Source organism: Bythopirellula superficialaquae (genome assembly GCF_059632245.1).
Genome location: NZ_CP197426.1, coordinates 5398193 through 5422416, shown reverse-complemented (window position 1 = coordinate 5422416; position 24224 = coordinate 5398193). Strand labels below are relative to the sequence as shown.

The window sequence follows — 24224 nt, the reverse complement described above, 5'->3', positions numbered from 1 at the left end:
CTGCACTATTTCGCCACGAACTCTTCAATTGTTTGGAACACATGAGTTTTGAGCTCGTCGTTGTGTTGTTGTTGCTCGTGACCGCGATCATCATGTTCGCGGTCAACAAGCCCCGCATGGATGCCGTCGCGCTGATCATGTTGACGGCATTGCCTTTCACGGGTGTGCTCAGCATGGGCGAAGCGCTCACGGGATTTAGCGATCCGAACATCGTGCTGATTGCTGCGCTGTTTGTGATTGGTGATGGCTTGGTCCGCACGGGCGTCGCGCGTTATCTGGGCGATTGGCTGACCGCCAAAGCGGGTAGCAGCGAAACAAAGTTACTCGTGCTGTTGATGCTCGTGGTCTGCGGCTTGGGTTCGATGATGAGCTCGACGGCCGTGACGGCGATCTTTATTCCCGTGGCGCTACGAATCGCTCAAAGCACGGGCACGGCGCCGAGCCAATTGATGATGCCGCTAAGTTCCGCCGCATTGATCAGTGGCATGATGACGCTCGTGGCGACGGCACCCAACTTGGTGGTCAACAGCGAACTTACGCGGCATGGGGCCGAGGGTTTTCAATTTTTTAGCTTCACTCCGTTCGGCATGCCGATTCTGGCTTTAGGGATTGGCTACATGCTGTTCGCGCGGCGTTGGCTGAGCACGGGCCAGGTGGGTGATGAGAGTCTCTCGCGGCGGACAACGCTGCTTGATTGGGTGCAAGAATACAAACTTGCCAACCGCGAGCATCGGGTCCGCGTGCTCGAAAGCTCACCCTTGGTGGGAAAATCGGTGGCCGACGCCCGGATGCGCGACAACTCGGGGGCGAATTTGGTTGCCATCGAGCGGCACGGCTCTTTGATTCAACCCAGCCCCAGCACCGAAATTCGCGTCGGCGATATTTTGTTCGTCGATCTGTTTGCAGAAAACGCGCGGCTCGAAGAACTCCGGCAGCGCTACGGCCTCACCGAACTCCCCATGACGGGCGGTTACTTCACCGATCGTTCGCAAGAAATCGGCATGGCCGAAGTGATCCTGCCGGCGAACTCGGAGTTGATCGACAAAACGTTGATCGAGATCGACTTTCGCCGCAAGTATCGCCTGACCGTGATCGGTCTGCGCCGTGGGCAGGAAACCTATGAAGTGGGTTTGCGCGAAGAAAAACTCAAAATCGGTGATACGCTCTTGGTCATTGGTCCCTGGACGGCGATTCGCAATCTCTCGGGAATGGGCCGCGACGTGGTGGTCTACAACACGCCGGTGGAACTTGATGAAGTCTTGCCCGTCCCCGGCAGGATGGCGCAGGCCGTATTTTGTCTGTTGTTGGTGATCGTGCTGATGGTCAGTGGTGTGGTCCCCAACGTGCAAGCCGCGTTGATTGGCTGCTTATTGATGGGGGCCCTCGGCTGCATCGATCTCAACAGCGCCTATCGCGCGATCGATTGGAAGACGTTGGTGCTAATCGTCGGCATGTTGCCCTTTTCGCTCGCACTCGAACGGACCGGCGGTGTCGAAATGGCCGCGGATGGATTGATGAATGTGATTGGCAATGCCGGTCCACGAGTTGTGCTCGCTACCTTATTTGCGATCACGGCGATTTTGGGGATGTTCATTTCCAATACGGCCACCGCCGTGTTGATGGCACCCGTGGCACTGGCGATTGCTGGGGACTTCAATGCCTCTCCCTACCCTTTCGCGATGATCGTGGCCCTGGCGGCGTCGACCGCGTTCATGACTCCGGTTTCGTCACCCGTGAACACGTTGGTGGTCACGCCGGGCAACTACACGTTTGGCGATTTCGTCAAAGTAGGTGTCCCCTTTAGCTTGGTTGTGTTGGTGGTGAGTGTCGCGATGGTACCATGGCTACTACCGTTTTAATTTCCGGCTGGTTGTTTATTCCCGAAAGGACCACAAATGGCCACGAAAGAAGCTTCCAAGTCCACTGTTCAGAAACTGCTGGATATTGTCGAGCGCGTCGGGAATAAAGTTCCTCACCCGGCGATCATCTTTTTGATTTTGATCGCGCTAGTGATCGTGCTCTCGCACGTGTTGTATCTCGCGGGGGCCGGGGAGACCCACGAAGTGATCGTCCCCACGGAATACGAAACGATCAAACAGGCGAATCCCTACGACACGTACCAACTCGGTACCGACGTGGCCTACGGTGTGGAGCTTCCCACGTCGTATGAAGTCGAAACCACCACGACGAGTGTGCGGAGCTTGTTGACCTTCGACGGCATGCGCTTCATCTATACGACGCTCATTCCCAGCTTCATGAGTTTCACGGCCGTCGGTTTGATCATCGTGGCGATGGTCGGCGTCGGCGTGGCGGAAGAGTCGGGCCTTGTGAACGCGTTGATTCGCAAGCTCGTGATCGTGTCGCCCAAGGGAGCCCTCACTTATTTTCTGGTGCTCGTGGGCATTCTTTCCAGCATTGCCGCCGACGCGGGTTACTTGGTCTTGATTCCCCTCGCGGGAACGGCGTTCTTGAGCGTCGGTCGGCATCCGCTTGCCGGACTCGCCGCGGGCTTTGCCGCCGTGGCGGGGGCCTTTACGGTCAACATGCTCATCAAGCCGCTCGACGCGATTCTCACCGAGTTCACCAACGACGCGATTCAGTTAGTGAATCCCGACCTCACGATCGGCCTCACGGCCAATCTCTGGTTTTCTATCGTGTCGGTGTTGTTTCTCACCGTGCTGATTGCGCTGATCACCGAAAAAGTGATCGAACCCCGCTTGGGGAAGTACCAATCCGCGAAGAAGGATGAAAAAAGCGAAGGCCTCTCCGCCGACGAATCCCGTGGCCTGCGTTACGCCGGCTGGGCCTTGGTCGGTGTGTTGGTCTTCTTTGGCTTGCTGACCTTGCCACCCGGCGCACCACTGCGTGACCCAGAAACCGGTTCGATCATCGGCAACTCGCCCTTTATGAACGGACTGATTGCAGTCATCATGGTGCTTTTTATGGTGACCGGCATCGCCTACGGCTGGGGGGCCAAAACCATGAATAGCTCCACCGCCGTGATCAAAGCGATGGAGAAAGCGATTTCGAACCTGGGTGGCTTGATTTTTCTTCTGCTGATCATCAGCCAGTTCATCGCGTACTTTAATTACAGCAACATGGGGACAATCCTCGCCGTGAAGATGGCCAGCGTGCTGCAAGACGCCAACATCGGCCCGTTGTGGCTGCTGATCGGCTTTATCGTGGTCGTGGCGATTCTCGATCTGCTCATCACGGGAGCCATCGCCAAGTGGGCCATCTTCGCGCCGATCTTCGTGCCGCTGCTGGTGAAGCTCGACGTCGATCCCGAAGCGGTGCTGGCCGCCTATCGCATCGGCGATTCGCCAATCAATACGATCACACCACTTAATGCGTATTTTGCGCTCGTGGTGACATTCTGCCAAAAATATGACAAGAATGCCGGCGTCGGCACGTTGGTCGCGCTCATGTTGCCGTACGTCGTGTGGATGTTCCTGCTCTGGACCGCACTGTTTGTCGCCTGGCAAGTCATGGGACTTCCTTGGGGTCTGTAAAAATTTTCCATTCATTTGAGGTAAACAATCATGGCGAACTCAATTCCCCTCGACGTGAAGGCGGCGGAAGATCATCTCATGCGCTTCTTGCAGGTCGAAGGTGTCACCGGCCAAGAGAAGGCGATTGCCGAAGCGGTGTCCGACGCTTTGAAAAATGTGGGTGTTCCCGCGTCGGCGATTCGCTTCGATACCGTGAACGAACGCATTCCCCTGCCGACCGAAACGGGGAATCTCATCGTCAGTCTGCCGGGCACACGCCCGGGGCCGCGGTTGTTGTTCTCCACGCATTTGGATACCGTGCCCTTGTGTGCCGGCGCGAAACCCAAACGCGAAGGGGACCGTATCGTCACCGACGGAACGACCGCACTGGGCGGCGACAATCGCACGGGTTGCGCCGTGCTTGTGAGCTTGGTCGAGACGCTTTACAAAAATAAACTGCCGCATCCGCCGATTACCCTGCTCTTCACCGTCCGTGAAGAAAGTGGCCTGCATGGTGCCCGTGAACTGGACCCCAAAGATCTCGAAGGGGCCGTCATGTGTTTTAATGTCGATAGCAAACTCGCATCGGACTTGATCACCGGCGCGGTTGGCCAACAGAATTGGGAAGTCGAAATCAAAGGCAAAGCCTCGCACGCTGGTGTTGCTCCGGAAAAAGGCATCTCGGCAACGCTGGTCGCTTCGATCGCGCTCACCGAAGCCCATCGCTCGGGTTGGTTCGGCAAAGTGGTCAAGCCCGAGGGCAAAGGAACAAGCAATCCGGGCGTGTTCGGCGGCAAGAACAACAAGCCTGCCGGGGATGCCACGAACGTCGTGACCGACTACGTGTATATCAAAGGCGAAGCCCGCAGCTCCGATGCGGCCTTCGCGGCGACGATTGCCGACGCCTACCGCCAAGTCTTTGAAAAGGCGCAGGTCGAAGTGAAAGACATCGACGGCGAAACGGCAGAGGTGAAATTTACGGCCGTGAAATCCTATCCACCGTTCAACTTGGCCGACGATTCGCCCGCCGTGAAACATGCCAAGCGGGCCGTCGAATCGATTGGTCTCAAGCCGACGACCGTTTTTTCCAACGGCGGTTTGGACGCGAATTGGCTCGATAAGCACGGCGTGCCGACCGTCACGATCGGCGCGGGCCAGTACGAGATCCACACGATCAAAGAATACGTCGACTTGCCGGAATTCGCCCAAGGCTGCCGTTTAGCCGTGGCGCTAGCGACCCTGGAAGCTTAATGAGCATCTGTTAAGATGCGGCAAGCGAAATTTTGGATTTCATGAGCCGTAGGCGCTAGCCTCGGGTTATTCAACGTTCCATCGTAACAAAACACCCGACGCTAGCGCGTTCGGCTCTCAAAACATAGGAGCATCAACATGGCAACATTAATTGTGATTGGCTACGAAAGCGAAATTAAGGCGGAAGAGGTTCGCATCGCGTTGCTGAAAATGCAAAAAGATTATCTCATTGATTTGGCCGATGCCGTGGTCGCGGTCCGCGAGGAGAACGGCAAAGTCAAGCTACGGCAGATGTACAACCTCACGGCGGCTGGTGCAGCTGGGGGTGGTTTCTGGGGCACGCTCGTTGGCATGTTGTTCTTAAATCCGCTGTTCGGTTTGGCCGTGGGCGCCAGCGCGGGGGCGATCTCCGGCGCGCTCAGCGACGTCGGCATCGACGACAAGGTGATGAAAGACATGGCCGAGACGCTCAAGCCGGGCACGGCCGCGCTGTGCGTGTTGATCCGTCAAATGACCGCCGACAAGGTGCTGGACGAGCTCAAGCAATTCGGCGGCACTGTGATTCAATCCAATTTGTCGCACGAAGACGAAGGCAAGCTTCGCGCGGCCTTGGCTGCTACTCAAGGCACTGTTTAAGAACATATTTATCATAGCCGCAGGCGGAAGCCGATGGTTGAACGGAGTTTCAACCACCGCAGGCTTCCGCCCGCGGCTAGAACGAAATTCTATTTCGAACGCACTTTAAAGCGTTCCTTGGGGGGAATCTCAACTTTGCGAAGCGAAACGAAGAAATTTGCGCTCACCATGGCCCTCGTGGCGATGTTTTCCTTTATGGCTTGGCCGTTGTGGCAAGCTATCATCACTAAAGAAGCCAATCGCGAAATGCAAGAGCGCGTGCAGGCGCTCGCCCAGAGCGACCCGCAACTCAAGGCCGCGCTCGACGTGGCGCTGCTCGATGGCGTGCTGACCGAACCCGAAGCCGAGATCATCGTCCAAGGGGCTGGTACACCCGCTCCGGAGAATTGAGCTTCTCTTCTGTCGACCGTTTATTTTTTGCCGGGGCGAAAGAATCGTCCCACGCGGCCGATCTGCATCTGCCAGGTTCCAAACCGCTCGGACAGGGACTTGTAAAGCGATGCGCCCATTAGCGTTCCCAGTGCGATCGAGGCAAAGACAAATACCGTGGTGATCATGCCATCGATGCCGGCTTCGCGGTCGCTCAGCATGTGCTTGATGCTCATCAGCCCCAGCGCACCGGGCACGAGCATCCAGAACGTGGGGAGAAAGGTGACCATCGCGGGAGGACCGTTGAATCGGAGTTGAATCAGATAGCCCAGCGGTGTGGCGATCAACATCCCAAAAAAACCGCTCACGGCTTTGCTAAAATGGAGCGCCGCGAGTTGCTGCGCGCCATAGGCGATCAGCAATACGAACAGCATCCAAATGAGTGAGTTCGCAGGCGCCGAGAAGTGCAGATAAACTCCCACGCCGAACACGAGCACACCTGCCCACGGGGCAAAATTCGCAAGCGGACCAAAGCGGACCTCGCTGTGCATATCCACAAGATTCTCGGGCGTGTAACCCACCAACATCGCCCCGGCGACGAGTCCGAAGCAAAGTAATACGAGCTCGATCAAACCGGTGATCAGTCGGCTCGAGCCGCTGACCATATCGCCGTAGGCCAATTCGACCATCCCCAGTGTGAGCATTGCGCCAGGTAAAAAAGTCACCAAAGGCGGAACGAGCGCGTGCAGCGGATCGACCGCGATCCCTTGCTTAACGCCAAGAAACACCAGCGACGAAACGATCGTAGCCGCCACCACGGGGAGCGGCACTTCCAACACGGGTTGATCGCGGTTCAGAACTTTCAACACGCCGATGATCGTGCCGAGCACAGCCGCGGCGAGCAGGTTCGCAAAATAGGGAGCCAGCACCATCGCCAACCCCACGGCCAGAATCGTATGCCCCAGCACGATCGTGGCTTTCGCATGGGGTGAGCTCTTGCGCAAAATGGCCGAGAGTTGTTCTTGGCCCAACTGGGGTGCTATTTTCCCTTGCTCGGCAAGACCACCCAGTTGATAGATGTCGCCGATTTGATCGAGTCGCAAGTTTTGCGTTGGTCCTTCGGCCAATGTCACGCGTTCTTGGTTGCCATCGTGCAAACTGATGAAGATCGCCGTGGGAAACACAACAACCCGCGACTTGCGCATGCCATAGGCCGAAGCCATGCGGCGCAAACTGAGCTCGACCTTGGCCGTTTGTTCGCCGCAGGCCAAATAGGCTTGCCCCAAGCGGAACATGAATTCCAGGACGCTATTGGCATCGGCGTTCGGCGCGGGTTCGGTCATGGACCACTCTCGACGCGGTTATTGGGGACCAAACGGAATTCCCAGCATATACCAAGTGAAGAACAGAACCGTCCACGCGACAAACGTCGCGGCGGCGTAGGGCAGCATCATGGCCACGACCGTGCCGATGCCTGCGTCTTTTTGCCAACGCTGCGCGAATCCCACGACCAGCGCGAAGTGCGGCAGCAACGGGTTGATCACATTCGGCGGCGAATCGCTCACGCGGTAGGCCGCCAGCACAACGTCGGGATCCACCCCCAGCTTCAAAAACAACGGCACGAATACAGGTGCCAGGATCGCCCACTTCGGCAAGATGTTGGGGACCGGAATGCTCATCAGCAATCCAATCACCAGAAACGCCAGCAGCAGTGTGTAGCTACTTAGGTCCGCTTCCTTGAGCGAATCGGCGAGCCGCACGGCCAGGATCGTCCCCATGTTGCTGAAGTTGAAATAGGCCACGAACTGGCTGATCACAAAGAACAAAAACAGCAAGCCCCCCAAGTCGCCGAGCGTTTTGGTGATCGCATCAATTGCATCATCGGCGGAGCGAATCGTTTTCGCGCCATAACCGTAGGCGAGCCCCATCACCAAAAACGTAAGCATCAACAAAAACACAAGGCTGCTCATAAACGGCGAGTCGCCGATGATCTCGCCCGTCTCAGGACTTCGCAGCGGCGCGCCGGTAGGCAATGTCAGGAAACCAAAGAACACCGCCAAGCCCATGAACGCCACGAACGACAAAAGTAACCCACGCGATTCTGCAGCAGAGAGACCGCCCGTTCCCTCTTCCGGTTGCTCCCCTTCGTAGGTCCCCAGTCTGGGCTCGACGATCTTGCTGGTGATCCACGTACAGACAACGATTAGCAACACGCTCGACGCCACGCCGAAATAAAAATTCGCCATGATATCGATCGATCTGGCCGGGTCGACGATGTGGATCGCGTCGTTGGTCATCTCGGCCAAAATGCCGTCGATTGGCTTCACGAGAAAATTCGCCCCAAAAGCCGCGGCCACGCCCGAGAACGCCGCGGCAAGCCCGGCGAGCGGATGACGTCCCAAGCTATGAAATGCAGCGGCGCCTAGCGGTATTAAAACCAAGTAACCCGCATCACTCGCGATGCTCGAAATTACGCCGAGCGTAATCACAATCGCGGTCAACGTGCTGCGCGGAGCCTTGGCCACAATCAAACGAATCAACGCTTGAATCAATCCCGAGCGTTCTGCCAACCCGATGCCGATCATCGCGACCACGATGATTCCCACGGGCCCGAAGTTGATGAAGTTGGGGACCACCGACGTGAAGATAAATCGTACGCCGTCGGCAGAAAGCAAGCTGCGGACCGCCGTGGTGACTTCTTCCGTTTCGTGGGTTTTGATGTTGATCCGCTGATAGGTGGCACTCACCCCCATGCGATCAAGGACAAGCGAAGCCAGCATCACGGCCACAATCAAAAACAAAAACAGCACGGCCGGGTGCGGCACTTGATTGCCAAGTTTCTCGACAAGGTCGAGCAGCTTTTGCAGCACCGACTTTTTAGCAACGTCCGCCTGACTCATCGCCACGTCCTGTCTGGCTTATTTTGATCCCTTGCGTTTGCCGGTCGCCGGCGCGGTGACGGGTTCCTGAATGTCGTAGAACATCGCGTACAACACCGGCGTCACGATCAACGACAAGAACGCCGCAAACGACAAACCGAACATGATGCAGACCGCCATCGCTCCGAAGAACGGATCCACGAGCAGCGGAATCATGCCGAGTACGGTCGTGATGATCACCATGCACACGGGCCGCACCTTGCTTGTGCCGCCGTCGAGAATCGCCTGATACGGCGGCTTGCCTTTGTCGATCTCAGTGATGATTTTGCTCAACACGACGATCTGATTCTTAATCAATTCACCGCCCAAGGCCAACACGCCTAACAGGGCCATAAACCCAAACGGCGCGCCGGTGAGCAACAGCCCCGTCGTCACGCCGATGATAGAGAGCGGCATGATGAGCCAAATCAACAACGTCGTTCGCAGCGAATTGAATAAGCAAATCACGATGAATACCATCAGCGCGAATACCGCGGGCAAGGGTCGAGCCAATGCCGCGCGGGCTTGGCTGGAGTCTTCATGCTCGCCGCCCCATTCCAGCGAATAGCCCGGCGGGAGTTCGATCTGTTCGATGTCCTCTCGTACGCGGCTAAACAGTTGGCTCGGAAGTTCGGTGCGTGGATCAGCATGGACCGTGAGCGTCGGAAAACGATTCCGCCGCATCACAACGGGATCTTCCCACACCATTTCGGTGCCCGAACTGACTTGATTAAGCGGAATCATCCGCCCCGCGATCGGGCTCCAAATTTGGAGACTGTTCATAATGGCGACGTCGTTGCGTTCGTCGGCGGGAGGCCGGGCCAGGATGGGAAGCAGCCGCGATTCTTGCGGAAACAAACCGGTGCTCGCAGAACCCGGCTCGCGATAGAAGCCGACCACGCGGCCTTCAAAGCTGCTCGCCAGCGCTTGCGCGATTTCCACCCGCGTGATGCCGTTGCGACGGGCTTGGGAATCGAGCACGTCGGGCCGCAAGGCTTTCACGCGCTCGCGCCAATCGCTGCGTATACACACCGCGCGGCCATCATCTTCCAGAATTTTGATCGCTGCGTCGCCCAATTCGCGCAGCACCGCAGGATCAGGACCGGAGAAGCGCGCCTGGATCCGTCCCCCATCGCCGGGACCAAGCAAGAATTTTTTCGCAATCGCGTTTGCGTTGGGATAATCTTCATCGAGTTTCTTCTGAATTTCTTCGATCAAGCCGCTTATCTTGTCGGCATCGCGCACGTCGACCAGAAATTGCACGAAGGCTTGGTTCTCGCGCTCGGGGCTATAAACCAATAAAAACCGCATGCCGCCGCCGCCGATGAACGACGTGACGTGCGTCACCCCCTTCTGCTCCTGCAAATAGCTTTGAATCTCACTGGCGAAAGCTTCCGTCTCGCGGATGTGCGTTCCCGCGGGCAAGTAAACGTCGACCATGAATTGAGGCCGCGTTGCCGGGGGGAAGAAGCTTTGCTTCACATAGCCGAAGCCATAGATCGAAGCGACAAACGCTACGACGCACAGGATCACCACCAGCCAACGATTTCGCAGTGCCGTGGTGAGCAACTGGCGATACAAACGAAAGGGCAACGCGTCATAAGGATCGCGTGGTTCGCCGCCGTTGTTATCGAGCGGTTTGAAAAACAGATAACTCAACAGCGGGGTGGCCGTCACCGACGACACCCAACTCAAGCTCAGCGCGATTAAGATCACCCAGAACAGCGAATTCGTGTACTCGCCCGTGCTATCCTCCGACAATCCAATCGCGGCAAAAGCGATCACGCCAATCGCGGTCGCTCCAAACAGCGGCCATTGATTTTGCTCCACGACTTCGCGAACCACTTCGAGCTTGTTACGGCCCGCTTCGATGCCGACTTTGATCCCCTCGATGATAATGATCGCGTTATCGGTGAGCATGCAGAGTGCGATAATCAACGCCCCCAGCGAAATCCGCTCCATCAGCAGATCGCCGCGCATATACATGACGAAGAACGTGCCCATGATCGTCAGAAACAGCACGATGCCGATAATAGCGCCCGTCTTGCGCCCCATCGCGATCAGCAGCACGATAAAAACAATCGAGACGGCCTTGCCCAGGTTGAACATGAATTCGCCCGTCGCGGCGGAGACGGCCTCGGGCTGAAAATTGATTTCGCCGATTTCGATGCCAATCGGTTGATTCGCTTTCAGCTCAGCCAGTTTTTTGCGAACCCCCTCCCCCATCGTGACGACGTTACCACCTTGCACAGTGGAAATGCCGAGCCCGATCGCGGGATGGCCATCGTAGCGCAACAGCCGCCGCGGAGGATCCTGATCGCCGCGGACAATTGTCCCCACGTCGCGCAAAAAGAGTTGCCGCCCCGATTGGTCGGAGCCGATCACCAGATCGAGCATATCTTCGGCGGAACGAAACTCGCCGCTGGGATCAATAACGATGTGCTCATCGCCGACGCGCACGCGGCCCCCGTCGGCGGCGATGTTGCGCTCTTGGAGTTTGGAGTAAAGCTGCTCTTCGTTGATGCCCAGCCGAGCGAGCCGCTGCCTTGAGATTTCCAGAAACACGACTTCCTGCTGCTCGCTAAACAGTTCAACGCTTTTCACGCCAGAAACCAGCAGCAACTCCCGCCGAAGCGATTCTACATACCGCCGCAATTCAGGAAACGAATAGCCTTCGCCGGTCACGGCCAAAAAGATGCCGAATACGTCGCCGAAATCGTCGACGACAATCGTCCTGCCACGCACCGCGGGCGGAAGCTGCGGCTGAACGTCAGCAATCTTGCGGCGCAGTTCATCCCACACCTGCGGAATGCGATGCCGGTCGTAGCGATCTTTGATATTGACGATCACCACCGAACGGCCACGCGTCGATTCCGATTCCACGAAGTCGAGTTGCCCCAATTGTTGGCAAGCCGTTTCGATGGGATTAGTGACTTCTTGCGCGACTTCTTCGGCGCTCGCGCCCGCATACGGCGTGACGATCAGTGCCTGCTTGATTGTAAATTCCGGATCTTCGAGCCGGCCAATTTTCAGATACGCGACGATCCCCCCGATCAACACCAGGGCCATCGCGACGAACACGACGCGGCTGTAATTAACTGACAGTATGCCGGGGTTCATGGCGACCCTCCCAGCGCGTCGCCCAGATCGCGAACCTTCATCCCATCACGCAAGAACGAAACCCCCGCCACGGCAATGCGGTCCCCCGGTTCGAGGCCCTTGGTGATTTCGATATCGCCTCCTTGAACGGAACCGACTTCGACGGGGCGTGACTTCGCTTCATTATCTTTATTGATGAGCCAGACAACCTGCTTGCCGTTCGAGCGTTCATACACCGCCGAGATGGGGACCAAGATCCGCTGCCCCAACACATTCGCCCGGCGATAGTCGACCGTCACCGTGGCCGTCATGCCGGGCAGCACGCGGACCTCAGTCGGGGCGGGCATTGCCACCCGCACATTAAACGTTTGCACCGTGGGATCGGCCACTTGGGCGATCTCGCGAATTCGCACGGGAAAATTCCTGCCGGGAAGGCCACTGATCTCGGCGACCATTTTCAGAATGTCTGCACGCCGAATGTCGGTTGCCATCACCGCTTCTGGTACGTCCACCGCGATTTCTACTTCATCGGCATCTTGGAATCGCACGATCGGGTCCTTCGCTCGTACGTTCTGACCCTGTTCGACAAATCGCTGAGCGATCACGCCATCGAACGGTGCAGTGAGCGTGCAGTCGTTGACTTGAATGTTGGCTTCGACAACGCGACCTTCGAGCCCGCGGATTTGTGCTTCCTTGGCGAGGATATCTTCTTCGCGGCCGATCATACCTTTTTCAACGAGCTGTTGTGCGGCTGCGAGTTCTTCAATCGCAATCTCATATTGCGTTTCGGCAAGCTCAAATTCCGAACGCGAAATCGCACCCCGCGGCACCAGCGGGGCCAGACGATTTCGTTCGGTTCGAACATTGGCGAGTCGCGCTTGCGCGGCACGCACTTGCGATTCTCGCCGCAAGCGTTCTTCTGGTCGCTCTCCCATTCGCAACGCGACGAGTTCCGCGCGGGCTTGATCGAGTTGTCCTTGCAGCGCCGTGAGTCGCGCTTCGAACTCATCTTTCCGCACTTGGCCGATGAGGTCTCCCTTTTTGACTTCCTGGCCTTCCTTGACTGGGAAGTCCACCAGGAGCCCCGAAACCTGAAATGCCAGCTCCACGCGTCGCGAGGCTTCGACCGTGCCGGGGAACGATCGGATGCGCACGTCGTCCCCTGCCGCGACGAGCATCGTCTTGACGGGCCGAATCAGTTCAGTGCGTGGTGGTGGCGTTGGTTGGCATCCGCAGCAGAGTGCGAACACGACGAATGACGAACTCGAAACACGTTCGAGCCGTTTACGGAAAGAAGTTCTGATGTTCATGCCCTTAATCTCTTGAGACTCATGCCTCTTGGAGGCCCGTGCCTTTTGAAGGCCGAAAGCCGTTTCACAGCGTGGCCGGAATATTTGCTTGACGTCTGGCGAATCAAACAGGCTGCTTTTGGCGTTTCCCTCGATGTTCAGCCCGCTTTAGCTTACACCGGCGTCTGAAAATAGCCGAGTCCAGTTGGCTGATTTTCATATTCACATGGCGACGTCGCAAACGATTGGCAAGGAACGAAAAAAGATTTCTCACGGGGGGGGTTTAGCGTATTTGTGCCGGCAATGGTAAAGTACTGCTGAAACAGTTCATTTCATCGAAAATGAGATAGAGATATGGCTCGCAAACTCGTCCTCTTGTTTTTTGGGATCGTACTGACTTCTTGCCCCTGCGGTGGCTCAATCGCCCACGCCGAGTCGCGCGTCTGGAGCGACAAGTCCGGCGAATACACGCTCGAAGCGGAGCTCGTCACATTCAACGACAAATCGGTCGTCCTCAAACGGGCCGACCACGAGCTCGTGGCGTTCCCGTTGGCGGAGCTTTCTCAGGCCGATCAAGATTTCTTAAAAACGCAAGCCGCGCTCGATGCGCAGAAAGCGTCCGACGAGAGCAAGCAAACCTTAGAACTCACCGATGGCACGAAGATCACAGGGCAAATCGTCGACTTCGCCGAGCGCGACGTCACCTTGCAGCGTAGGCGGGGCAATTTTTATGTGAATGATCGCCGGCTCGACAATCTCCCCGAGTTCTATCAGAAGCTTTTGCCACAAGTCGTCGCTCATTTTGAAACGCTGCGCTCTCCCGATCTCGCCGGTTTGGAAAACTGGATGACCCGCCAACGCGGTCGGCCACACACCTTCCATCTGGAAGGCGTGCTCATCGAGTCGGCCAATGGCGACGTTCATGCCGTGCCGTTCTTTTTGCTGCCCGAAGCGGAACGCCAACTTTGGGAGCGCTATTGGAGAAATTGGCAAGCACGACAAAAAGAAAGCAAAGCCGAAAGCCGTGAGGATCTCGCGTTCTTGTTGAAGTCCTTTGCCGCAGCGCGTGCCGAGGATGCCCAAATCCAACGCGAGATTGCCGAATTGCAACTCAAGATGCAAGCCGTTCAAGCAGGAGTCACCTCCCTGTGGGAAGTCACGCTCTACCCCGACGTGGCAATGAACGGCTGGCCGATGTGGGTCGTGGTGCCGGGGCGCGATAGTCGTCAAGCAACGATGAACGCTTTGGATATGTATCCCGGTTTCGTCGTGGGCCCCGTCCGCCGCGTCAGTCGGCGTTAATTCACACAACAGATGAGTCAATAAACATGGCAAGTCCACAACCTTACGTCTCCACCGGTCATCTTCCCCCTGCGGAGCTGATCCGTGAGCTCGTCGAAGAAGCCCACGCAAAATTCGCCGGCAACACCGACGGACAGAATTCTCAGGTCTATCCGGCCTTGGCACGTGTTCCGTCGGACCTGTTTGGCATTTGCGTCGTCGGCAACGAGGGCAATATCTTCTCCGTCGGTGCGGCCGATCACGAATTTACGATCATGAGCGTCTCCAAACCGTTTGTTTTTGCGCTGGTGTGCGAGGCCTTGGGCCCCGACGAAATGCGCGAAAAGATCGGCGTCAACGCCACGGGCTATGCGTTTAACTCGCTCGCCGCGATCGAACGGGGTGACGAAGGCCGCACCAATCCAATGGTCAACGCCGGTGCAATTGCCACCACAAGTTTGGTCCCCGGCGACACATTCGAAGAGAAGTGGCAATTCATTCACGACGGACTGTCGCGATTTGCGGGCAGAACGCTTTCGATGAACGACGAAGTGTATCAAAGCGCCACGGACACGAATTTTCGCAACCAGGCGATCTCGCGGATGCTGCAAAGCTTTGGCCGCATTTATTTGGATCCCGCCGTGGCGACCGATCTCTACACCAAGCAATGTTCGCTCAACGTGTCGGCCAAGGACCTGGCCGTGATGGGGGCCACGCTCGCCGATGGCGGGGTGAACCCGATCACCAAGCAGCGCGTTGTCGATCCGTCGGTCTGCCACTACGCGCTCACGATTATGGCCACCGCCGGGTTGTACGAAACGTCGGGGGATTGGCTCTACGAAATCGGCTTGCCGGGCAAAAGCGGCATCGGCGGCGGCATCGTCACGGTCTCGCCGGGCAAAGGCGGCCTCGGAACGTTCGCCCCACCCCTCGACAAAGCCGGCAACAGTATTAAAGGACAACTTGTGGCGAAGTTCCTCTCGCAGCGCTTAGGAATGGACCTCTTCGTCTCCCAACCCGCCGAATAAATATGCACGTTAGCCGGTCCGCCGCGGCGGATCACGCTGCCGTGTAGACAAACTTTCCCATCAAGAGCACAAATCGCCATGACCAACACCACCAACACGCTCGCTGATGAACCACGCGAATCTTGGCTTCCCATGATCGTGATCGCCATGGGCCAAGCGCTCATGTCGTTCAACGTCGCGGCGTTGCCCGTTTCGATGGGGGGCATGGTTGAAAGCTTCGACACCCAACCCACCACCGTTGGCACGGCCATTGTCCTCTATTCCCTGGGCGTTTCCGGCTTCATTCTCTTGGGGGCCAAACTCAGCCAACGCTTCGGCGCGAAGATTTTCTTTCAAGCCGCCGTGGGCATGCTCGGCGTGGCGATGCTGTTGATGGTCGTCAGCCCGACGGCCAAGGTGATGCTCGCCGCGCAAGGTTTGGCGGGCCTCGGTGCCGCCGGTTTGGTGCCGACGCTCGTGGTGCTGATCGCCAATCACTACCGCGGACGGCAACAGGCCGAAGCCGTCGGTTGGCTTGGATCGGCGCGTGCGATCGCGGGGGTGCTCGCCTTTGTGCTCGTCGGTTTCTTGGCGATGATCAACTGGCGGCTCGCTTTTGCCTTGCTCATCCTTCACGCCGGCGCGATTCTGTTTCTCAGTTTCAAACTCAAGAACTCTGAGCCCAATCCCGCGGTGAAGATCGACGTCGTGGGGGTTGTCCTGGCGGCTGTGGCAATTATTCTCATCACGTTTGGATTTAACAACGTCCGGAATTGGGGGCTCTTGCTCGCAGGACCCAACGCACCGCTCGATGTGCTCGGCATGTCTCCCGCGCCGATCATGATCCTCATCGGTTTGGTTATCGGCAGCGGCTTTCTGTATTGGACACACCGTACGGCCAATTCCGGCGGCACACCCCTTTTGGCTTTGGAAGTGGTCGATTCACCTCGCGAATGGGCGGCGGTCGTCACGCTGTTCATGATCGTGAGCATGGAAGCCGCCATTAACTTTTCTGTGCCGCTCTACATTCAAATCGTACAAGGCCGCACCAGCATGGCGACTTCCATCGCGATGATGCCGTTCATGTTGACGGTCTTCTTCACCGCGATCTTGATCGTGCGGCTTTACGACCGTTACACCCCGCGGCAAATCGCCCGCGCCGCGTTTTTGTTGGTGATGGTGGGAACCTGTTGGCTGGCGTTCGTCGCGCGGAACGACTGGAGCGTCTTTCCTGTCATCATAGGTCTTATCACCGTGGGGCTTGGGCAAGGCGCGCTCGTGACGTTGCTGTTCAACGTGTTGGTAACCAGCGCACGCAAGGAACTCGCCAGCGACGTCGGTTCGCTGCGCGGCGTGACGCAGAATCTGGCCGCCGCCGTGGGGACGGCATTGATGGGCGCGCTGCTCGTGGGTTTGGTGAGCTCGCTCATCAACGACAAACTGATCGACAATCCCGTGATCCCCGCGGAATTCAAAACGACCGAACTCGCCGAGGAGTTTAATCTCGATAGCATCAACTTCATCAGCAATGACCAACTCGAAACGCGGCTGGCCAACACGAACGCCACCGCCGAGAAGGTCGAAGAAGCCGTGCGGATCAACACCGAGTCGCGCTTAACGTCGCTCAAGATCGGCTTTCTCGTGTTGTCGTGCTTGGCGCTGTTGGCCCTCTTCCCCTGCCGCTGGCTCCCCGATTACCGCCCCGGCGAAATCCCCGCATCCAAATAAATGTTAGCCGGCAGCGTCCCGCTGCCGTTTGCGTGAGTAAACCTATTCTTGCTCGCCGAGATACTGATCCTTCAGCCGCACATAATTCGCCGGCGAATACGTAAAAAACGTCCGCTCTGATTCCGTGATCGGACGCAACTGCTTCGCCGGGTTGCCGACATAAACATAACCACTCACGAGCGTCTTCCCCGGCGGGACCAAACAGCCCGCTCCGACGATCACTTCGTCTTCGATCACCGCACCGTCATTCACGACTGCCCCAATTCCCACGAGCACACGATTGCCCACGCGGCAACCATGCAGCACCGCGCGGTGGCCGATCACCACGTCTTCGCCAATCACCAGCGGCCAACCGTCGGGGTTGTACGTGCTCTTGTGCGTCGTGTGCAGCACAGCATTGTCTTGCACGTTCGAGCGCTTCCCCACCACAATCGGCAACAAATCGCCACGAATGACCGCCCCCGGCCAGACGCTCACGTCATCCCCCAGCACAACGTCACCGATGACCGCCGCCGCCGGATCGACATACACGCGCTCGCCGAGTTGCGGCAACTTGCCTCCAAATGATCGAACTCCCACGGCGTTTTTTCCTTCTGCGAAAACGATGAAGCTAGTTTTGAAAGCCACCTAGCGATACGCTGGATAAAGTACCATTTTGCTCAGATTGCCATAAGGCTCAGCTTGTCATCAGGAAGGCAACACCATGCGGCTCACAACATTTTCACCATGGCGGATCGCTTTTCTTTGCTTGGCTATGTGTACGACTTCTGCGATTGCCGCCGAGTTAACCGACAAACAAACCAAGATTTGCCAGCAACAAGGTTTGGATGCCGATCAGCTTGCCGAATTGCTCGACAAGCCGCTTTACAAATTCAACGAATCAGAAGTCGATGCTTACTTGCGATACATTAGCGTCGCCGAACCCGATCTCCGCCAGCGGATCGTCCATTTAGCCCGCAAGAACATCGGCCAGCCTTACGAAATCTATCTGCTCGGCGAAATGCCGTTCGAGCCTTACGACCCGCAGCCGATTTATTGCTTGGACAAAAGCGATTGCGTCGTCTTCGCCGAACACACCTACGCGATGGCGCTCGCGCAGAATTGGCCCAGCTTTATGAAAATGCTCCAGCGTTTGCGCTACCGCGATGGCCACCTCGGCGTCACGACGCGCAATCACTATACCGAAGCCGATTGGAACACTTCCAACCGTTGGCTCGTGGAAGATATCACTGCGGATCTAGCCGGCGATAGCGCGGCGAAATTCTCCAGCACGATCGATCGCGCCCGGTTCTTCAAGAATCGCTACAAGCTCACCGTCGACGTGCCGGTTCAAAAGCACGAAGATATTTACTTGCCGTATGAAGAGATCGACCGCGCTCGGCAGGATTTGCAAGAAGGCGACTTCGTGAACATCGTCCGCGCCAGCGTTCCTGATTCATCTAAAAAGCCGACCAGCGCGTTCGTGGGGCACGTCGGTCTGATTGGCCGCGGCCCAAAAAGCGAAAAGAACGCAGAGGGCGAACTCAATCTCATTCATTCGACCGTGCCCAAGGTTCGCGAAGAACCGATCGATGAATACATCGCCCGCTCGACGAAGGACAACGCCAAGAACGACGCCGCAGGCAAACCCCGCTTGGTTGGTTTCAAGTTTCTGCGCTTGCGCGAACAACCGCTCGACAGCTTGCGCGAAATCGACGGCCCCGCCGCCCCCCGCGTCACCCTCCCCTCCGGCGACGAAGCCAAGTTTTGAACGAAAATTTAGCCCCGGGTGATCTGCCGGTCCTGCCGGGAGTACACCCGGGGCTAAAAAGCAAAATAAAATTTTCAAGAAACACCAGTGAACAAATCTTCGTTCCATTAAAATCCCTGGTACAATCGAGGGAGCTTTTCTACGGCCCTGACCGGCCAGTCATGACATAAGCTGAGTGACGCTAACGAATTAAACCCATCTCGCCGATTTCTCTCCGCGCGTTTGCGTATTGGAGACGAATCGGTGATATGGGTTTTTTTGTTGCGCCCAGCAGGGAGCAAGCTATGAACCGACTTCGCTGTTTCACATTCCTTATCGCCCTTATCGGCTTTACTACTTTATCGAGCATGTCTGGCTCGGCGGCCATTACTTCAACGGGGAACGTCCAACCTGGTTTTCCTTGGAACAGTAATACTAATGCGGTGGTAGGACGTACGAGCGATGGGAGCTTGCAGGTGGATGGCGGCAGTGTTCTCACATCGAGCAACGGCGTACTGGGTGAAAATACTGGTGTAACCGGTACTGTCACAGTCGTTGGTAGTGATTCCCGGTGGTCCATGGGAGGTGGTATTTTTCCCGGAAGATCTCTACAAGTAGGCCGCTACGGTACTGGGATTCTTAACATCGAAGCAGGTGGTCAGATTGATCTCACCACAAATAACAACCCATCTCAAACTGCAGTCTACCTGGGCCTGGCTGCCGGAGGGACGGGCATCGCGACGGTTACGGGCAACAACTCGAGGTTTACGACTTCTCAAGTGATGTATATTGGCAACGACGGCAAAGGGGAACTCAATATAGAGTCTGGTGGCTACGCCAGCAGCATACACGGAGTACTTGGCAGACGCGACGGTTCGACGGGTACGGCTTCGGTAACCGGAACGGGTTCGCAGTGGAGAGTGGTAGGGCTTCAAATCGGAGATAGTGGAAACGGTTCTCTCACAGTAGGGTCCGGCGGAACGGTCACGAGTTCGTTAAGTTTATATGTGGGAAACTCGGGCAGCGCTACGCTCGACATTGAGACGGGAGGCGAAGTTACTAGTGCTGAAACGTATCTTGCCTACAATGCCTCTGCCACTGGAGCAGTAAGCGTTGTTGGCGCAGGGGCGAAGTGGACGAACAGCGGAGCACTCTACGTTGGCCACTTGGGCAGCGCCACGCTCACAGTAGCTGACGGAGGAGAAGTCGTGGCTGGCAAGTTCTATGCATCGCTGGACGACCTGGTCGGTAATGGCACGATTACGGCGATGCAAGAAGCCGTGCTGGACGCCGACTTGCAATTCGATTCAATGAATGGTAGCCAATCACAAATCCCCTTCGGTTCGGGGGGGACGCTGAATGTGGCGTCTAACGCCGGTTTTGGCGTTGGATACAGGGGTACTGGGAGCCTCATCGTGAAAGAGGGTGTGAAAATCGTTTCAAAAGACGGTTACCTTGGCTTTAATCCGGGCTCAACGGGTACGGCTTCCATCTCGGGTTTGGGTTCGAAGTGGACGACAACTGAAGACTTCAACATCGGCTACAGAGGCACCGGCACGTTGACTGTTGATACCCGCGCTAAGATCGCGAGTGATCTTTTGAATGTCGGCACCTTTGGTTCAGGAACACTGAATGTGTTATCCGGGGCTCAGATCACCAGTGCCAGCGGCCATGTAGGAAGTTACTCCACTTCAACGGGCGTTGCGAACATCATAGGCACGAATTCCCGGTGGGACGTCAATGGAGATTTGTTCGTTGGTAATCAAGGAACTGGCATCCTCAATATCGAAGCGACCGCGAAGGTTACAAGCATTAATGGATTTGTAAGGGGTTGGTCACCAGGAAAGACGGGGACCGTTAAGGTGACGGGAGCGAATTCCCAATGGACTGTCAGTGACACGTTGACTGTTGACCAAGGCGGCACACTGCAAGTCGCGGATGGAGGTAAAGTCGTCGCCAATACAGTCCAGGGTTCTTTGAGCAGTTTCACTGGCAACGGCTCGGTTGTGGCAACAACCGGCGCTATCCTGGATGCCGACTTGCGATTCGATGCCGCCCATCCGAGCCAACAATTGCTGAGTTTCGGTACTGGGGGGACGCTCACAGTGAATACGGGCGGAGTCTTGGGGGTCGGATACCGAGGCCATGGAACTCTGGAGATTGTCGAGGGAGTAAAAGTCAATTCGACGGATGGATATCTTGGTTTGCTCCAAGGTTCTTCGGGAATAGCAACCGTCAGAGGGATTGGCTCGCAATGGGCGCTTAGCGGCAGTCTGAATGTTGCCGAAGGGGCACTCACAATTGAAAACAGCGGCAGAGTCACGAGTGTCGTTGGAAATATTAACAATGGTTCTGGAGCTGACAGTGATCCTATCCCGGGAATGGTGATGGTTATGGGGGCCGGTTCACAGTGGATCAACTTCGGTGAACTGACCGTTGGGTATAACGGACTCGGCACGCTTATCATCAGCGATGGTGGATATGTTGCCAACACAGATGGCTATCTGGGAAGGGAAGAGTATTACGGTGTTGGTAAAGCCGTCGTGACGGGTGCGAATTCCCGCTGGGTCAATGAAGGGTCGCTAACAATAGGCCGCTACGGATCTGGTGAGCTGACCATAGAAGACGGTGCCCAAGTTTCGAGTGCCACAGGCCATATTTATGGTTTCTTCGGTGCGGCAGCGCTCGAAGGTTCGGGGCATGTCAAAGTCACTGGCTTGAATTCCAAATGGACCATGAGTGGCGATCTCGACATGGATTCCACGAGGTCCGCCATGTTAACGATCGAGGATGGAGCCGAAGTGAAGAATGCGAATGCTCGGATCTTTGAAGGTGGTCACATCAAAGTTACCGGAAACGGTTCTCGATGGATCAATAGCGGTCGACTGGAAGTTGGCATATTCGGTATGAACTCTCTCACAATCGAAAATGGCGCTCGCGTTGAGAGTGCTGGTGGATTTTTGGACACTCAAGACGACTCCACCACAGTCGCCACGATCACGGGGCCTGGGTCACTGTGGAAATTAACCAATGCGGGATGGCCCAACACTGGCTTTCTCTACATGGGAAGTGGCGGCACCATGAACCTCCGCGATGGTGGCCAAGTCATGACGGCTTCTAACATGGAGGTGCGGGGTTTAGCAACCATTGATGTCGGGTCCAATAGTCTTGTCTCTATCAACAATGGCAACGGGCAACTCCAGAACGATGGTGTGATTCGTATTCTGGCTAGTCCAGGCGCTTTGCCAGGCAGCCAACACACGCCGATCGCCGCCAGCACGTGGGAGGGCACAGGAACTTATGAGGCCGTGGGTGGAACTTGGGATGATGTGAATCACGTCTTCATGGTTTCGGATGCGATGGAAGGTCTTTCAGGGGCGCCGCTTACAGTCGACCTAGATCAGTACCAGCAAGCGATCATTGAAGGTAATGCACGTGGTCGCAATCTGGGGATCAGCCTGCTAGCGCAAGCAGGTGTGGCCACGATTAACGCCTCAGTACTCAGTGATGCCCTCCTCGGTAGCCTAGCGAATCCGCATCGACAAGTCGTCAACGGCTGGAACCTCGCGGTTTCAGGCGGCGGTTACTCTGTGGGCGATCCATTATTTTTGTCATTGGTCGTACCACCAACGCTCGAACGGTCCGGTGTTTCTCTTTGGCGGTATGACGGTAGAAACTGGCAATCATTTATTGCGTCTGATCTGACCGTCAGCGGTGGTTATGCGAGCTTTACTGCGGGCAATGGCGGAACCTTCGCGCTGACAATTTTTGTTCCCGAACCTGGAACGCAATTGATGACGTGTGTACTGCTCTTGGCTTTATTCGGGACGCGATTGAGTTTCGTAGCACCACGTTCAGGGTGGTAGTCTCATTTCCATACGATTGCAAATCCGCTTCCAACCACCCCACCTTCCGCAAACCGTAAGCGACATTTCGCAATCCGGCTCGACTCGCCCGCCGTTTTGCTACGATTGAACGTGAGCTTATCCCAATCCACGTTTTCTCGTGGCCACATCTTTTCGTGCAACGTCTCGATCGGTGCCGTTCATGCGCAGGCGAGTCACCAACAAAGCGAATCCCCGCGGCTTCACGCTCGTTGAGTTGCTCGTGGTGATCGCCATCATCGGCGTGCTGGTCGCCCTGTTGCTCCCCGCGATTCAAGCCGCGCGCGAATCTGCTCGACTCGCCCAATGCAAGAACAATCTCCGCCAGATGGCCGTCGGCATGTTGAACTACGAAACCGCGCACCGGGCCTTTCCCGCCGGAGGTTGGAGTGCCTCTTGGATGGGAGACCCCAACGTCAGCACGGGCCCGCGCCAGCCGGGGGGCTGGATCTATCAAACGCTCCCCTATTTGGAGCAACACGCGATCGCCAATCTCGGGCTCGGCCTCACCGGCGAACCCCTCAAGGCGGCGATCACGCAGGTCGGCCAGTCGGTGATTCCGCTGTTCCACTGCCCCACGCGGCGTGAAGCGCGGCTCTATCCGGCCGTCTATCTGATGACGTGGAACTCGCAAACGCTCGACCAAGCGGCCAAGACCGACTACGCAGCCAACGCCGGCAGCGTCGCTTTCTCCGGTTCGGGGCTTGGGCCGATTATCAAGGTGCCGTTCGTGGTCTCCGATTGCCGCGGCGGTTTCCCCGACTGCACTTGGCTCAACGATCAAGCGTGGCTCGATGCCAACTGGAACGGCATCGTCGGCGATCACAGCGGCGCGAAGCTCAAGCAAATCACCGACGGCACGACCACAACGTTGCTCGTCGCCGAGAAATGGCTCTACGAGTTTTACTATGAAACGGTGAGCGTCGATTCGCCGCTCGATAATCAGACGAATCGCCTCGCCCGCGACAACCCGGCCGACGACGGACCCATGTATGCCGGCTACAGCTACGACACGATTCGCATCACCGGCCGCGCGACGGGCGGCCAGCGTTACGCCCCCATGCGCGACTACGACTATGACCGCAACGATCCGCAGGCCGATAAGAAGGGCTCACAATATCAAGAACACTTCGGCGGCCCCCACCCCGCCGGCTTCAACGCCGCCCGCTGCGACGGTTCGGTCGACACCGAAAGTTTCGAAGTCGACACCCGAGTCTGGGCCACCCTCGGCACACGCAACGACGGCGGGCTGTAAGGCGAGCCCCCCCATGTGAATGGGGGGAGTTCTTCTGTAGCCAAGGTCTCCGACCTCGGACAAGCGGTCATTCTGATGGAGCCTAGGCGACTGAAGAATCTGGTCTCAATCTCCTTGCATTTTCCCACGAATGCGCGAACACGTTCCCACTTGGATTCGCACCCGAAACTCGCAACTCGAATCTCGAAACTCTGGCTCTTTCACGAAGTGTTCCAGGCAAAGATTCCCCAGGCGAGCCCCCCATGTGAATGGGGGGAAGGTCATGGGGGGAAGTTCTTCGCTCCGCC

15 protein-coding genes and 1 pseudogene are annotated in these 24224 nt (G+C 56.9%); 11 read left to right on the top strand and 5 right to left on the bottom strand.

The window, feature by feature from the left end:
• The first annotated feature begins 41 nt into the window (after window positions 1-41).
• The 5 genes from SH678x_RS22420 to SH678x_RS22400 all read left to right on the top strand — a co-directional run bounded on the left by SH678x_RS22420 (window position 42) and on the right by SH678x_RS22400 (window position 5768).
• Window positions 42-1859: an SLC13 family permease gene (locus SH678x_RS22420; protein ID WP_496920699.1), complete on the top strand. Its 1818-nt coding sequence runs from the start codon at window positions 42-44 to the stop codon at window positions 1857-1859.
• A 36-nt stretch (window positions 1860-1895) separates the two neighbouring features.
• Window positions 1896-3512: an AbgT family transporter gene (locus tag SH678x_RS22415; RefSeq protein ID WP_496920698.1), complete on the top strand. Its 1617-nt coding sequence runs from the start codon at window positions 1896-1898 to the stop codon at window positions 3510-3512.
• Window positions 3513-3542: 30 nt separating this feature from the next.
• Window positions 3543-4742, top strand: a complete 1200-nt coding sequence (locus SH678x_RS22410; RefSeq protein WP_496920697.1) for a M20/M25/M40 family metallo-hydrolase — start codon at window positions 3543-3545, stop codon at window positions 4740-4742.
• Window positions 4743-4880: 138 nt separating this feature from the next.
• On the top strand, window positions 4881-5378 hold the full coding sequence (locus SH678x_RS22405) for a DUF1269 domain-containing protein (protein WP_496920696.1): 498 nt from the start codon (window positions 4881-4883) through the stop codon (window positions 5376-5378).
• 135 nt (window positions 5379-5513) lie between these two features.
• Window positions 5514-5768, top strand: a complete 255-nt coding sequence (locus SH678x_RS22400) for a hypothetical protein (RefSeq protein WP_496920695.1) — start codon at window positions 5514-5516, stop codon at window positions 5766-5768.
• Between the two features lie 572 nt (window positions 5769-6340).
• Here the strand turns inward: SH678x_RS22400 and SH678x_RS22395 are convergent.
• The 4 genes and pseudogenes from SH678x_RS22395 to SH678x_RS22380 form a co-directional block, all read right to left on the bottom strand.
• Window positions 6341-7042 (bottom strand): annotated as a pseudogene (locus tag SH678x_RS22395) (threonine/serine exporter family protein); the annotation flags it as partial.
• A gap of 66 nt (window positions 7043-7108) precedes the next feature.
• Window positions 7109-8647 carry an AbgT family transporter gene (locus tag SH678x_RS22390; protein ID WP_496920694.1) on the bottom strand — a complete coding sequence of 513 codons (1539 nt, stop codon included), beginning with the start codon at window positions 8645-8647 and terminating at the stop codon, window positions 7109-7111.
• Window positions 8648-8665: 18 nt separating this feature from the next.
• A complete protein-coding gene (locus SH678x_RS22385; protein WP_496920693.1) occupies window positions 8666-11785 on the bottom strand; it encodes an efflux RND transporter permease subunit in 3120 nt (1039 codons plus the stop codon).
• Complete coding sequence (locus SH678x_RS22380) at window positions 11782-13074, bottom strand: efflux RND transporter periplasmic adaptor subunit (RefSeq protein WP_496920692.1); 1293 nt, start codon at window positions 13072-13074, stop codon at window positions 11782-11784. The genes SH678x_RS22385 and SH678x_RS22380 overlap by 4 nt, the downstream gene beginning before the upstream one ends.
• Before the next feature lie 333 nt (window positions 13075-13407).
• Here SH678x_RS22380 and SH678x_RS22375 point away from each other — a divergent pair, with 333 nt between their 5' ends.
• From SH678x_RS22375 to SH678x_RS22365, 3 genes are all read left to right on the top strand, one after another.
• A complete protein-coding gene (locus SH678x_RS22375; RefSeq protein ID WP_496920691.1) occupies window positions 13408-14355 on the top strand; it encodes an SHD1 domain-containing protein in 948 nt (315 codons plus the stop codon).
• 26 nt (window positions 14356-14381) lie between these two features.
• Window positions 14382-15362 (top strand): glutaminase A, encoded by a 981-nt coding sequence (gene glsA, locus SH678x_RS22370; protein WP_496920690.1) that lies wholly within the window; start codon window positions 14382-14384, stop codon window positions 15360-15362.
• A gap of 78 nt (window positions 15363-15440) precedes the next feature.
• Window positions 15441-17069, top strand: coding sequence for an MFS transporter (locus tag SH678x_RS22365; RefSeq protein ID WP_496920689.1), 1629 nt, complete (start codon window positions 15441-15443; stop codon window positions 17067-17069).
• 42 nt (window positions 17070-17111) lie between these two features.
• Here the strand turns inward: SH678x_RS22365 and SH678x_RS22360 are convergent, their stop codons facing one another.
• Window positions 17112-17648, bottom strand: coding sequence for a gamma carbonic anhydrase family protein (locus SH678x_RS22360; protein ID WP_496920688.1), 537 nt, complete (start codon window positions 17646-17648; stop codon window positions 17112-17114).
• A 124-nt stretch (window positions 17649-17772) separates the two neighbouring features.
• Between SH678x_RS22360 and SH678x_RS22355 the strand changes: the two genes are divergently transcribed.
• From SH678x_RS22355 to SH678x_RS22345, 3 genes are all read left to right on the top strand, one after another.
• Window positions 17773-18819 (top strand): N-acetylmuramoyl-L-alanine amidase-like domain-containing protein, encoded by a 1047-nt coding sequence (locus SH678x_RS22355; protein ID WP_496920687.1) that lies wholly within the window; start codon window positions 17773-17775, stop codon window positions 18817-18819.
• Between the two features lie 284 nt (window positions 18820-19103).
• A complete protein-coding gene (locus SH678x_RS22350) occupies window positions 19104-22664 on the top strand; it encodes a beta strand repeat-containing protein (RefSeq protein ID WP_496920686.1) in 3561 nt (1186 codons plus the stop codon).
• Between the two features lie 181 nt (window positions 22665-22845).
• Window positions 22846-23937 (top strand): DUF1559 family PulG-like putative transporter, encoded by a 1092-nt coding sequence (locus SH678x_RS22345; RefSeq protein ID WP_496920685.1) that lies wholly within the window; start codon window positions 22846-22848, stop codon window positions 23935-23937.
• Window positions 23938-24224 lie beyond the last annotated feature (287 nt).

What these genes read in the sequence shown, in the direction of transcription:
- SH678x_RS22375 (WP_496920691.1), top strand. Translation starts at nt 13,408, where the DNA reads ATGGCTCGCAAACTCGTCCTCTTGTTTTTTGGGATCGTACTGACTTCT.
- SH678x_RS22405 (WP_496920696.1), top strand. Translation starts at nt 4,881, where the DNA reads ATGGCAACATTAATTGTGATTGGCTACGAAAGCGAAATTAAGGCGGAA.
- SH678x_RS22345 (WP_496920685.1), top strand. Translation starts at nt 22,846, where the DNA reads ATGCGCAGGCGAGTCACCAACAAAGCGAATCCCCGCGGCTTCACGCTC.
- SH678x_RS22380 (WP_496920692.1), bottom strand. Translation starts at nt 13,074, where the DNA reads ATGAACATCAGAACTTCTTTCCGTAAACGGCTCGAACGTGTTTCGAGT.
- SH678x_RS22385 (WP_496920693.1), bottom strand. Translation starts at nt 11,785, where the DNA reads ATGAACCCCGGCATACTGTCAGTTAATTACAGCCGCGTCGTGTTCGTC.
- SH678x_RS22365 (WP_496920689.1), top strand. Translation starts at nt 15,441, where the DNA reads ATGACCAACACCACCAACACGCTCGCTGATGAACCACGCGAATCTTGG.
- SH678x_RS22410 (WP_496920697.1), top strand. Translation starts at nt 3,543, where the DNA reads ATGGCGAACTCAATTCCCCTCGACGTGAAGGCGGCGGAAGATCATCTC.
- SH678x_RS22390 (WP_496920694.1), bottom strand. Translation starts at nt 8,647, where the DNA reads ATGAGTCAGGCGGACGTTGCTAAAAAGTCGGTGCTGCAAAAGCTGCTC.
- glsA (WP_496920690.1), top strand. Translation starts at nt 14,382, where the DNA reads ATGGCAAGTCCACAACCTTACGTCTCCACCGGTCATCTTCCCCCTGCG.
- SH678x_RS22350 (WP_496920686.1), top strand. Translation starts at nt 19,104, where the DNA reads ATGAACCGACTTCGCTGTTTCACATTCCTTATCGCCCTTATCGGCTTT.
- SH678x_RS22420 (WP_496920699.1), top strand. Translation starts at nt 42, where the DNA reads ATGAGTTTTGAGCTCGTCGTTGTGTTGTTGTTGCTCGTGACCGCGATC.
- SH678x_RS22415 (WP_496920698.1), top strand. Translation starts at nt 1,896, where the DNA reads ATGGCCACGAAAGAAGCTTCCAAGTCCACTGTTCAGAAACTGCTGGAT.
- SH678x_RS22355 (WP_496920687.1), top strand. Translation starts at nt 17,773, where the DNA reads ATGCGGCTCACAACATTTTCACCATGGCGGATCGCTTTTCTTTGCTTG.